This is a genomic window from Paenibacillus sp. FSL E2-0151 (assembly GCF_037993015.1).
Lineage (GTDB): Bacteria > Bacillota > Bacilli > Paenibacillales > Paenibacillaceae > Paenibacillus > Paenibacillus amylolyticus.
Map to the genome: position 1 here is coordinate 740,189 of NZ_CP150308.1, position 11,808 is coordinate 751,996.

General features: G+C 45.8%; 8 protein-coding genes and 2 rRNA genes. 9 read left to right on the forward strand and 1 reads right to left on the reverse strand.

Annotated features, from left to right (window positions below):
* Nucleotides 1-128: 128 nt before the first annotated feature.
* The 3 genes from MHI55_RS03555 (at nt 129) to MHI55_RS03565 (ending at nt 3,876) form a co-directional block, all read left to right on the forward strand.
* Nucleotides 129-3,054: ribosomal RNA gene (locus tag MHI55_RS03555) — 23S ribosomal RNA — on the forward strand.
* Between the two features lie 79 nt (nt 3,055-3,133).
* Nucleotides 3,134-3,250, forward strand: a 5S ribosomal RNA gene (gene rrf, locus MHI55_RS03560).
* Nucleotides 3,251-3,522: 272 nt separating this feature from the next.
* A complete protein-coding gene (locus MHI55_RS03565; protein ID WP_340388842.1) occupies nt 3,523-3,876 on the forward strand; it encodes a FlxA-like family protein in 354 nt (117 codons plus the stop codon).
* Between the two features lie 155 nt (nt 3,877-4,031).
* Here MHI55_RS03565 and MHI55_RS03570 read toward each other — a convergent pair whose 3' ends face one another.
* Nucleotides 4,032-5,387, reverse strand: a complete 1,356-nt coding sequence (locus MHI55_RS03570; RefSeq protein WP_340388844.1) for an MATE family efflux transporter — start codon at nt 5,385-5,387, stop codon at nt 4,032-4,034.
* Between the two features lie 162 nt (nt 5,388-5,549).
* Between MHI55_RS03570 and MHI55_RS03575 the strand changes: the two genes are divergently transcribed.
* From MHI55_RS03575 to MHI55_RS03600, 6 genes are all read left to right on the forward strand, one after another.
* Complete coding sequence (locus tag MHI55_RS03575) at nt 5,550-6,284, forward strand: class I SAM-dependent methyltransferase (protein ID WP_340388846.1); 735 nt, start codon at nt 5,550-5,552, stop codon at nt 6,282-6,284.
* A gap of 230 nt (nt 6,285-6,514) precedes the next feature.
* Nucleotides 6,515-7,093 (forward strand): RNA polymerase sigma factor, encoded by a 579-nt coding sequence (locus MHI55_RS03580; protein WP_100526816.1) that lies wholly within the window; start codon nt 6,515-6,517, stop codon nt 7,091-7,093.
* Nucleotides 7,090-8,373: a hypothetical protein gene (locus MHI55_RS03585; protein WP_340388848.1), complete on the forward strand. Its 1,284-nt coding sequence runs from the start codon at nt 7,090-7,092 to the stop codon at nt 8,371-8,373. The genes MHI55_RS03580 and MHI55_RS03585 overlap by 4 nt, the downstream gene beginning before the upstream one ends.
* 58 nt (nt 8,374-8,431) lie before the next feature.
* Nucleotides 8,432-8,890: a DUF523 domain-containing protein gene (locus MHI55_RS03590; RefSeq protein ID WP_340388850.1), complete on the forward strand. Its 459-nt coding sequence runs from the start codon at nt 8,432-8,434 to the stop codon at nt 8,888-8,890.
* 197 nt (nt 8,891-9,087) lie between these two features.
* Complete coding sequence (locus MHI55_RS03595) at nt 9,088-10,833, forward strand: methyl-accepting chemotaxis protein (RefSeq protein WP_340388852.1); 1,746 nt, start codon at nt 9,088-9,090, stop codon at nt 10,831-10,833.
* A 207-nt stretch (nt 10,834-11,040) separates the two neighbouring features.
* Nucleotides 11,041-11,718 carry an NAD(P)H-dependent oxidoreductase gene (locus MHI55_RS03600; RefSeq protein ID WP_340388854.1) on the forward strand — a complete coding sequence of 226 codons (678 nt, stop codon included), beginning with the start codon at nt 11,041-11,043 and terminating at the stop codon, nt 11,716-11,718.
* The last annotated feature ends 90 nt before the right edge of the window (nt 11,719-11,808 follow it).

Below are 11,808 nucleotides of genomic sequence, written 5' to 3' on the forward strand. Positions count from 1 at the left end.
GAACTTGTGCAAACAAGTCAAGTGTATAAAGGTAGTTAAATTGCTTTTGTGATGGTATCGGGTGAGAGCGACTTTTGGCTTTGCGCAAGCAAAACAAGGGAAGCGAGCGACCGAAACCGGAACAAAATGGTTAAGCTACTAAGAGCACACGGAGGATGCCTAGGCGCTAGGAGCCGATGAAGGACGTGGCGAACAACGAAACTGCCTCGGGGAGCTGTAAGCAAGCTTTGATCCGGGGGTGTCCGAATGGGGAAACCCAGCTGGGGTAATTTCCAGTTACACCTAACTGAATACATAGGTTAGTGTGAGGCATACCAGGGGAACTGAAACATCTAAGTACCCTGAGGAAGAGAAAACAATAGTGATTCCGTCAGTAGCGGCGAGCGAACGCGGAGAAGCCCAAACCAAAGAGCTTGCTCTTTGGGGTTGTGGGACGTCTCACATGGAGTTACAAAGGAACCGGTTAAGCGAAGAGGTCTGGAAAGGCCCGCCAAAGAAGGTAAAAGCCCTGTAGTTGAAAGTCTGTTCCCTCCGAGACGGATCCCGAGTAGTGCGGGGCACGTGAAACCCCGTATGAATCCGGCAGGACCATCTGCCAAGGCTAAATACTTCCTAGCGACCGATAGTGAAGCAGTACCGTGAGGGAAAGGTGAAAAGCACCCCGGAAGGGGAGTGAAATAGAACCTGAAACCGTGTGCTTACAAAAAGTCAGAGCCCGTTTTAGGGGTGATGGCGTGCCTTTTGTAGAATGAACCGGCGAGTTACGTTCCCGTGCAAGGTTAAGGTGAAGAGCCGGAGCCGCAGCGAAAGCGAGTCTGAATAGGGCGATGTAGTACGTGGACGTAGACCCGAAACCGGGTGATCTACCCCTGTCCAGGGTGAAGGTGCGGTAACACGCACTGGAGGCCCGAACCCACGCATGTTGAAAAATGCGGGGATGAGGTGGGGGTAGCGGAGAAATTCCAATCGAACTCGGAGATAGCTGGTTCTCCCCGAAATAGCTTTAGGGCTAGCCTCGGAAAACAGAGTCGTGGAGGTAGAGCACTGATTGGGTGCGGGGCCCGCAAGGGTTACCAAGCTCAGTCAAACTCCGAATGCCATAGACTTACTTCCGGGAGTCAGACAGTGAGTGCTAAGATCCATTGTCAAAAGGGAAACAGCCCAGACCATCAGCTAAGGTCCCCAAGTGTGTGTTAAGTGGGAAAGGATGTGGAGTTGCACAGACAACCAGGATGTTGGCTTAGAAGCAGCCACCATTGAAAGAGTGCGTAATAGCTCACTGGTCGAGTGACTCTGCGCCGAAAATGTAACGGGGCTAAACACACCACCGAAGCTATGGCTTGATGCTTTGCATCAGGGGTAGGGGAGCGTTGTATAAGGGTTGAAGGTGTACCGTAAGGAGCGCTGGACATTATACAAGTGAGAATGCCGGTATGAGTAACGAAAAGATCAGTGAGAATCTGATCCGCCGAAAGCCTAAGGGTTCCTGAGGAAGGCTCGTCCGCTCAGGGTAAGTCGGGACCTAAGGCGAGGCCGAAAGGCGTAGTCGAAGGACAACAGGTCGAAATTCCTGTACCACCGTAAGCCGTTATGAGCAATGGGGGGACGCAGTAGGGTAGTGACGCGGACTGATGGATGTCCGTCTAAGCAGTAAGGCTGATGTGTAGGCAAATCCGCACATTGTAAGGCTGAGCTGTGATGGGGAGCGAAAATTATAGTAGCGAAGGTCATGATCTCACACTGCCAAGAAAAGCCTCTAGCCAGGTGATGGTGCCCGTACCGCAAACCGACACAGGTAGGCGAGAAGAGTATTCTAAGGCGCGCGGAAGAACTCTCGTTAAGGAACTCGGCAAAATGACCCCGTAACTTCGGGAGAAGGGGTGCCCCGGTAGTGTGAATAGCACGAGGGGGCCGCAGTGAAAAGGCCCAAGCGACTGTTTAGCAAAAACACAGGTCTGTGCGAAGCCGTAAGGCGAAGTATACGGGCTGACGCCTGCCCGGTGCTGGAAGGTTAAGGGGAGTGGTTAGGAGCAATCCGAAGCTGTGAACCGAAGCCCCAGTAAACGGCGGCCGTAACTATAACGGTCCTAAGGTAGCGAAATTCCTTGTCAGGTAAATTCTGACCCGCACGAATGGCGTAACGACTTGGGCGCTGTCTCAACGAGAGATCCGGTGAAATTTTAATACCTGTGAAGATGCAGGTTACCCGCGACAAGACGGAAAGACCCCATGGAGCTTTACTGCAGCTTGATATTGAATTTGGGTACGATCTGTACAGGATAGGTGGGAGCCTTTGAAACGTGAGCGCCAGCTTGCGTGGAGGCAACGTTGGGATACCACCCTGATCGTATCTAGGTTCTAACCTGGTACCGTAATCCGGTGCGGGGACAGTGTCAGGTGGGCAGTTTGACTGGGGCGGTCGCCTCCTAAAGAGTAACGGAGGCGCCCAAAGGTTCCCTCAGAATGGTTGGAAATCATTCGAAGAGTGCAAAGGCATAAGGGAGCTTGACTGCGAGACCTACAAGTCGAGCAGGGACGAAAGTCGGGCTTAGTGATCCGGTGGTACCGCATGGAAGGGCCATCGCTCAACGGATAAAAGCTACCCTGGGGATAACAGGCTTATCTCCCCCAAGAGTCCACATCGACGGGGAGGTTTGGCACCTCGATGTCGGCTCATCGCATCCTGGGGCTGAAGTAGGTCCCAAGGGTTGGGCTGTTCGCCCATTAAAGCGGTACGCGAGCTGGGTTCAGAACGTCGTGAGACAGTTCGGTCCCTATCTGTCGTGGGCGTAGGAAATTTGAGAGGAGCTGTCCTTAGTACGAGAGGACCGGGATGGACGTACCGCTGGTGTACCAGTTGTTCCGCCAGGAGCACCGCTGGGTAGCTATGTACGGACGGGATAAACGCTGAAAGCATCTAAGCGTGAAGCCCCCCTCAAGATGAGATTTCCCAGTATGTAAGACCCCTTGAAGACGACGAGGTAGATAGGCTGGGGGTGGAAGTGCAGCAATGCATGGAGCTGACCAGTACTAATCGGTCGAGGGCTTATCCAATAGCAAGTTGTAATTCGCATGTTTCGTTTCGAATCTAGTTTTCAGAGAACGATCTCTGAAATGTAAGCTAAGCTATGCGTTTGGTGGCGATGGCGGAGGGGTTCCACACGTACCCATCCCGAACACGACCGTTAAGCCCTCTAGCGCCGATGGTACTTGGACCGCAGGGTCCTGGGAGAGTAGGACGCCGCCAAGCAATAGGAAGACACACTTGATGATATCGAGTGTGTCTTTTTGTTTTACTATTTTACACTGGCAAACAACTAACTTACAGATGAGACGAAATTAAGATTCTTCACTTATATGAAGACTTCCAATATTATTGATCAGACTATTAATGCTGATATACATACTTCCATCTGTTCGACTTCTTATTCTTAGCTCGTTCAGCAACCTTTCAGTTGAATTTAACGTACGTTCCAGTGGGATAGGGTATAGTGAAGCCAAGTAAAGAGGGGGAAAACCATAATGAATATATCTTCTACAGCCAGCTCCACTACATCATACATATCGACATCTTCGAGTTCGGACAATTCAAGTAGCTTGGAGAAACAAAAGACGAAGCTCGAAGCACAACTGGAGAAAGTGCAATCTAGCAAGGATGATGAGCAAACCAAGGAGACAAAGACCAAACAGCTTGAACAGCAGATCAAGCAGATTGAGACACAGATTGCACAGCAAAGCTCTCAAGGAGCCGGTACAACTGTTACGAAGGAGGTTCCACCTGCCCAACCACCATCGAATGGAATGGGAGTAGCTACTCCTAAGGAGATTGCAAACGCAACAACAGATAGTAATGGCCGATTTGATATACGCATCTAATTACATCTGATTTAGGATAAAACAATGCCCTGACCGATCTATATTGATCGAGCAGGGCTTTGTATATTAGTTTTTTAGATTATTTTATGAGGTCTACCTGCATTTTATCTACGTTCTATTGATCTTCTATCTGTTACTGTTATTATCTGTTAACGTTATTCAGCCTGCAACGCTTTGATTCGATCCGTAAGGGATCGTTTTCTATAGTGTACGGCTATGGTTGCGAGAACCAGCATTTCGGACAACGGTACGGCAAGCCATACACCCGTGACACCAAAGAAGGAAGGGAGAATCGCAATCAACGCGATCATGATGATCATTTCACGCGCAGCTGTAATCCAGATGGCCATTTTGGCATTACCCACAGATTGGAAATAGGTGCTCATGACAAAGTTAACACCCATAAACACATAGGCAAATGTAAATATACGTAATCCGTAAACGGCATTATCCGTTACGCCACTACTGAAGTTTCCAAAGATTTGCACGAAATAAGGTGCACCGATCTGAACAACAACCAGTAATAATAGACCGCATGCCAGAGCTGTTTTAGTGGCTAAACGTATCGTTTGTTGTACCCGTATAATCTGATTGGCACCGTGATAATAGCTGATCAGAGGTTGGGCAGCGGATGCCAGACCCAGGAAAGCCAACAATACAACACCATGAATATAGTTCAACACGGTAAAGGATGCTACACCATCCGTGCCCGCAATGCGGTCCATCGAGATGTTATGGGAGACAGAGAAGACCGACATGCCAAGTTCAGCCAGAAAGCTGGGGAAACCAATGAGTAGAAGGGAAGCCAGCAGTTTGTTGTTCCATTTGAACCGGGTGAACGTGAGATTATTTGTTTTTTTGAAAAAGTGAGTGAACAGGACAAGTAGGGCAAGAGACGCCGATACAATTGTACCGAGGGCCACACCGCGTACACCCCATTCGAGTACATACAATGTTATATAATTGATGATGATATTGGCTACAGCAAACGTAATCTGAGCGTACATGGACGTGTTGGGGTTCCCATCGTTTCGTACAAAGATAGAGAGTGCATTCTCAATGGTGAAAACAAACCCGAACAATAACATGATATTCATATAGTCTGAAGCAAACGGGAAGGTCTCGGCGTTCGCACCGAGGGAGTATACCAGTTTGTCTTTGAATGTAAATGCAACATATCCAATGGCTACCGTAACTAACATAATGAGCATAATGGATTTGGTGAAAATTTGTTTGGCTGAAGTGATATCTTTTCTACCCATAGCGTTGGAGTACAACGTTGCCCCGCCCATACCAATCCACAGCGACATGGCAACAAAGAGCGTGTAGACAGGTGAGGCAATGCCGATCCCGGCCATTGCGGTAGAACCCAGTTTGTGTCCAACCATAATGCCGTCGATAATAAAATTAAAAGCAACTACCAGCATCCCTAATACAGAAGGCACGAGGTAACTTATAAAAGCTTTACCTACAGATTGCCCTTCCAATGGATGCGTCCAATTCGTATTCATAATGACCTCCGTTAGTAAACTGAATGTTCATTCTGTATATAATAATACTGAACGTTCGTTCTGTATGATAACACGCCATGAATTCTCTTGGCAACTTTTGCGTTTAAATATCGTTTATGTGATAGAGTAGGTGGATATTTATAAGGCGGGAGGAATCTCTTGATGAAACAAAATAAATACGATGAAGCTGAATTTTTCAATAACTACAGTAAGATGGCTCGTTCCGTTCAAGGGCTGGATGCAGCGGGGGAGTGGCATGAACTGCGGACTCTTTTGCCTGATTTGAAGGACAAGCGTGTGCTGGATTTGGGATGTGGTTTTGGGTGGCACTGCCGGTATGCGCGAGAGCAGCAAGCGAGTTCAGTGATCGGTGTAGATCTGTCTGAAAATATGCTTCAGCGTGCTCGTGAAATGACGGACGACCCGCAGATCCAGTACAAGCAGCTGGCAATTGAAGATATTGATTTTGCACCGGGACAATTCGACGTTGTGATCAGTTCACTTGCCTTGCATTATATTGAACGGTTAGACACGGTGTACGCTAAGATCAATGATTTTCTCGTAGAAGGGGGCACATTTGTACTATCTTCCGAACATCCCATCTTTACCGCTCGCGCTGCCCAGGATTGGCATTACGGACCCACAGGTGAGATTCTTCACTGGCCCGTTGATGATTACCACGATGAAGGCAAGCGTGTGGCGAACTTTTTGAATCAGGATGTGGTCAAATATCATCGCACACTGGCAACACATCTCAATGAACTGATTAAGGCGGGGTTTGCTATTCAAAAGGTGGCTGAATCCAAACCATCACCAGAGATGATTGAACAAGTCCCAGGCATGAGAGACGAGAATCGAAGACCGATGTTTCTGATGATTGCTGCTGTGAAAGTATAACGATGAAAATGATATGATAGACCAGAGGGCAGAAAGAAACTGAGGAAGTGGAGCGTTCGCTTAAAAGCTTTCTGATAGAGATTTCTAACTAAGCAAACTTGAAGGAATCAGCGTGTTCAGCGATGTTGAACATGCTGTTTTTTTATTTTGCTACAATAATAAGAAATAATGTCCAAAACAGGGAACCAAATCACATTAGACTGAGTCATATTAAGTGAGGTGAACAACAGTTGGATGATCAATTACTGGCACAGGCTCAGACCATAGACAATTACACACTTAGTAGCATAATGGATGACTACGGAAATGACGTCTGGAATTACGCTTATTTTCTGACCAAAAGTGCCGAACAGGCAGATGAATTGTCACAGGAGGTATTTATTCGGGCGTACTCGGGGATCGCTCATTATCGTGGAGATTGCTCATTGAAAACCTGGCTGTTGACGATTACTAGAAACACCACTTTTACATATCGAAAATCCAGATTTTTTCGTAACAGTCTGTGGGGAGAGACGTTACCCATTGAGACAGAGCATGGGGGTTCGAACCAAAGAGTCATGATTGCAGAGCAGCCTGCACATCCTTCGGCTGAGATGGAAGTGATGCGTAAGGAGCATATCCATGAAATCTGGGATATTGTTCTGGCGTTGCCAAAGAAGTTTCGAGAGATTCTTTTGCTGAATCTGAAGTATGAGCTTACGACGAGTGAGATTGCTGAGATGTTGAAAATCAGCTCAGGTACAGTAAAATCCAGACTATCCCGAGGTAAGGATAAGGTACGGAAACAATGGGAGGAGCGAAGCAAATGACACACAAGGATGAGCAATGGGAGAAGGAAATCCGGAAAGGACCGTTTGCTTCGTCTCCTTTTACAGAGGATCACAAGCGAAAGGTGCTTCAACAGGTGGAGTGGATGAAGAAGTCGGAAGAGGGAAGCAAGGGAGATAGATCAGAGGAGAGTTCCAGGTCATCCAGGCCGTTTAGACCGCAAGTAGGCAACGTGTCACACAAGCGTCGCCCTAGAAGAGGGCCTCTTGTTGCCGGCACAGGTGCGTTGGTTATTGCTGCTGGATTGCTCCTATGGATCTGGGATGATGGACAGCTGGTGAAACCCGTGATCGAGCAGGTCTATCCGATAGCAGCGTTACAGTTATCCGATGGTTTGAACACAAATCTGCTAACCGACAAAATGAAAAGAAATGTTGCGACTACGATGCGAGACGATCTGGGTAAACAGCTGAAGATTACGAATGTGGAAGACTTGCCTGTGTCCGGCAGAATATATGTAGAGGCTGGAAATGAAAGCGAGAAGGAATATGCGCAGATATGGCTCGATGCGACAACAGGAAATCTGCGTGAAGTACAGATGAGACGTGAGATGCAGCCAAGCGAGCTGGAACACCGTTATCTGCGTCAAGTTCCATCGCTTTTGCAAAGTATAGGCAGTACTCCAACGCTTAAACCTGCATCAGTCCAACGTTTTGTGAGTATGAAGCAGGGGGAATCGGAGCCAATATCGCATACGACATTAGCGTTAGAGAATGAGACTGGCGATGGTTATGGGGAGATTGTATGGCAGCAGGATAAGGCTGTTTCGATCACAGGCGACCTTAGTCCTGATCAGGTATCCCAGGCAGCGCTGATCGATGCGGAGGATGCCGTTAATGCAGTATTCGGTGAAACATCTCTAAAACTTAGGGGTGTAAGTCGTTCCAAAGATGATGAAATTAGGAGAGATATAATTAATCTTAGTTTCAATGATCATTACTTGGTTCAAATGACTGTAGGAGAAGAAACTAAGGTTTACTCTATTATTGGGGAGAATTCTTATCGAGATGATTTTGCCAATTGGGATGAAGTAGAGGCGTACCATCAGAAGATTTATGATGTGAAGGAATCTCTCCTTAGGGACGAAGTAGGGCCGATAATTAAAGAAGTATTCAAGGTTAACCTCGATGGATACAGTCTTCATAGGGAAGCTGATAATCCGGGGATTGCCATATTTGAACTAGAGTCGCCGAAAGATGTGATACGGGTTCGCTACAATGAAGATGTAAAAATTACGATGATCACCAGAGGCGAGTTATAGGGCTGATCTTATATGTTACAATTTACTTCATAGATGGAATGTGTATAAGGAGATAACGATGAAATATTTGGTGAGTTCATGTCTGGCAGGGGTAGCTTGCCGTTACAACGGAACAGCGAGTCTGGAAGAGAAGATTCAGGAGCTGGTGGAGCAGGAGCAGGCTAAGATGGTATGTCCGGAGCTGCTTGGCGGATTCTCCACTCCACGGGAACCGGCTGAAATTATCGGTGGCACGGGCAAGGACGTACTGGCAGGCACAGCAAAAGTGATCGAGAAAAGTGGCAAGGACGTCACAGAGTTGTATATTAAGGGAGCCTATCAGACGCTCGAATGGGCGCGAGAATTGAATGTATCGTGTGTGGTACTGAAGGAGTTTAGTCCGTCCTGTGGTACACAGATGATCTATGATGGGAATTTTGCCAATCACAAGGTAACTGGTGAAGGTGTCACATCAGCATTGCTGCGACAAGAAGGATATACCGTCATTTCTGAAAATGAGTGGATGCAGCAACTATAGGTTGCACAGATATCGTTTCATATATTCACAGAAAAGCCGCTGGATTATATCCTGGCGGCTTTTCTGTTGTCTCCCATTACTTTTCTCAATAAAAGAATAAAGTCGATTTTCCTGAAATGCTAACAAACAATATGGATACATACGATATAGATATAAGATATATAAGGCTATCTACTATTTAAAGTGGGGGAATAATCATGTCAATTCAGTCTAAGCCAAAATATAAGAAAGGAAATAAACTCAAAAATATTAAATTAACAACAACGATGGTCATCATGACTGTGATTAGTCTAATCGGCTTGTTTACTGTCTTTCTGATTGGGATTTTCGGAATGAACGAAGCAAAAATGGGACAAGGTATCCTCTACAATGACCGCTTCCAGCATCAAACCAATGTTCTCGAACTGAAAAGTAATTTCTATAATATGCGCGCCAATTATACAAAGGTTCTTGATAATGCAGAGTATACCGACAAACAGTACGATCAGGTTCAGAAAGGTAAGAAGAGTATCACGGATGGTTTGAATGAATTTTCAGCAAGAACATTGGATACCAAGGAAAAAGAGATATTTGCAGATTTGGTAGCAAAGATGGATACATATTATCAGGATATTGAGCAAATCATGGATACCAAGAAGATGTCGGGCACCTACGATAGTGAAGAGAGAGGAAGAATTAACAAAAGCAGTACAGCGATTGTGGAGACGATCACCCTTTTGAGTGCGCATAACGAAGAAGAGTCAGCCAAGCTCTATGCGGATACACAGGAAGTAATTCAGCAGCGAGCATTGGTGCTCGGTTCGGTTCTTTTGTTTTCACTCGCATCACTCATTCTGATTTCATTTGTAGTGATTCGCAGTATACGCCAACGAATGAAAGCTATCACCCGTTATTGTGAAGAAATAACACAAGGCAACTTAACGGCATCCCTAGATCCGCATCTAACACAGGGAAATAATGAGATAAGTGTCATCGCACGAGCTATTCGTACAATGAGCGATTCCACAACAAATGTCATTCGTGGTGTAGTTCAGGAATCTCATCATATCAACCAGGTTAGCGATCTTACCAACCAGAACATGGCTGGTCTGAATGAACGGATTCGTGAAGTATCAGCTACAGTTGAAGAGCTCTCGGCTGCAATGGAAGAGGCTTCAGCCCATACGGAAAATATGAATCATTCGGCAGCTGAGATGCAACAGGGAGCTGAATATATATCGGAACAGACATCTAAACAAGCAGAATCCGCCTATGTGACCAGCACGAAGGCTGAAAAGTTGAAGCAGGAAGCCCGCGAATCGAGCCGAGCAGCCATAGACATGTATGATCATACGAGTAAGAAGATGACAGAAGCGCTGGAACGTGCAACAGCTGTAGATCAGATTGGTATATTATCTCAGTCTATTTTGGATGTTACGGCGCAGACTAATCTGCTTGCACTCAATGCATCCATTGAAGCTGCAAGAGCTGGAGAAGCAGGCAGAGGTTTTGCGGTTGTAGCAAGTGAGATTCGAAAGTTGGCTGATGATTCCAGACAGGCTGCCGATCAAATTCAGCAGGTCACGGAAGAAGTTATGCAGTCTGTAACCAATCTGTCCTCAAATGCCAAAGAGTTGCTATCCTTTATGTTCAATCAGGTTGGCAAAGATTATAAATTATTGGAGGATACAGCTGAACAGTATTATGTCGATTCTCTTGATCATGCCAATGCCGTTAAAGATCTCAATGCAACCTCACAACAAGTGACTGCCAATATTAAAATACTAGTGGGCTCCATTCACGAAATTGCATCAGCCAGTGAACAATCAGCCGCATCCAGTCAGGAAATCGCAGGACACATGGTCGCTTCTGCTACGCAATCTGTGGAAGTAGTTAAACAATCTGATCAAGTGAAGGATAGTGCATTAAATCTGAATAAGCTGGTTCAAGATTTCAAGATTTAAAAGAAAAGAGTTATAGATAATCCACTAGGCATGTAAGTGCCCAGTGGATTATTGCTGTCTTTCATCCAATACTTACTTTTATAAACCAAGAAACAATAATGTGCGTACTTTTAATTTATACACATAGGTCCTAAACTAATACTTGAGATGAAACCACTTTAACATTATTGTTCAACATAAAAAAAATATAAAAGGACGTGGAGCTCCATGGAAGTTACAGCAAAGTCAAAGACAAAGGAAGACATCTTAAAGGCGTATCATTTCCGGCATGCAACAAAGATATTTGATGATACACGCAAAATCTCGGATGAGGATTTCCAATTTATATTGGAAACAGGCAGATTATCTCCAAGTTCCATTGGACTTGAACCGTGGAAGTTTCTAATTGTACAAAATCCGAACCTGCGTAAGCGTCTGTCCGAAGTCTCTTCCGGCGCTCAAAAGCAATTGGCTACAGCAAGCCATTTTGTTGTTATTTTGGCCCGATCAGATGCCAGTTATAATTCTCCCTATGCGGAGTACATGTTGAAGGAAACAAAGGGAATGCCAAATAACGTATTTGAGCTAACAAGTGAGGCTTATGGAAAGTTTCAAAATAACCAGAAGATTCTGGATAATCCACGATCATTATTCGACTGGGCATCTAAACAAACATATATTGCACTCGGCAACATGATGACGGCGGCAGCTCAGATCGAGATTGATTCTTGTCCAATCGAAGGTTTCAGCCGTGAGGGCGTCCACCTTATTATGGAAGAAGAGGGCTTGCTGGAAAATGGCGTATGGGGCGTCTCTATGATGGCAGCCTTCGGTTATCGGGCAGAGGAGCCCCAGCGTGAGAAGTCCCGACAATCCGTTGAGAAAATCACGCAATGGATTAACTGAATTCAGCATGAATCCAACATGAATTCAAAAAACGATTAGCTAAGATCTAACATTATAGATCAGGATCAAAGTAGAATCGAAACAGCCCGA

Coding starts and splice junctions, on each gene's coding strand:
- MHI55_RS03565 (WP_340388842.1), top strand. CDS start 3,523: ATGAATATATCTTCTACAGCCAGCTCCACTACATCATACATATCGACA.
- MHI55_RS03595 (WP_340388852.1), top strand. CDS start 9,088: ATGTCAATTCAGTCTAAGCCAAAATATAAGAAAGGAAATAAACTCAAA.
- MHI55_RS03575 (WP_340388846.1), top strand. CDS start 5,550: ATGAAACAAAATAAATACGATGAAGCTGAATTTTTCAATAACTACAGT.
- MHI55_RS03585 (WP_340388848.1), top strand. CDS start 7,090: ATGACACACAAGGATGAGCAATGGGAGAAGGAAATCCGGAAAGGACCG.
- MHI55_RS03590 (WP_340388850.1), top strand. CDS start 8,432: ATGAAATATTTGGTGAGTTCATGTCTGGCAGGGGTAGCTTGCCGTTAC.
- MHI55_RS03570 (WP_340388844.1), bottom strand. CDS start 5,387: ATGAATACGAATTGGACGCATCCATTGGAAGGGCAATCTGTAGGTAAA.
- MHI55_RS03600 (WP_340388854.1), top strand. CDS start 11,041: ATGGAAGTTACAGCAAAGTCAAAGACAAAGGAAGACATCTTAAAGGCG.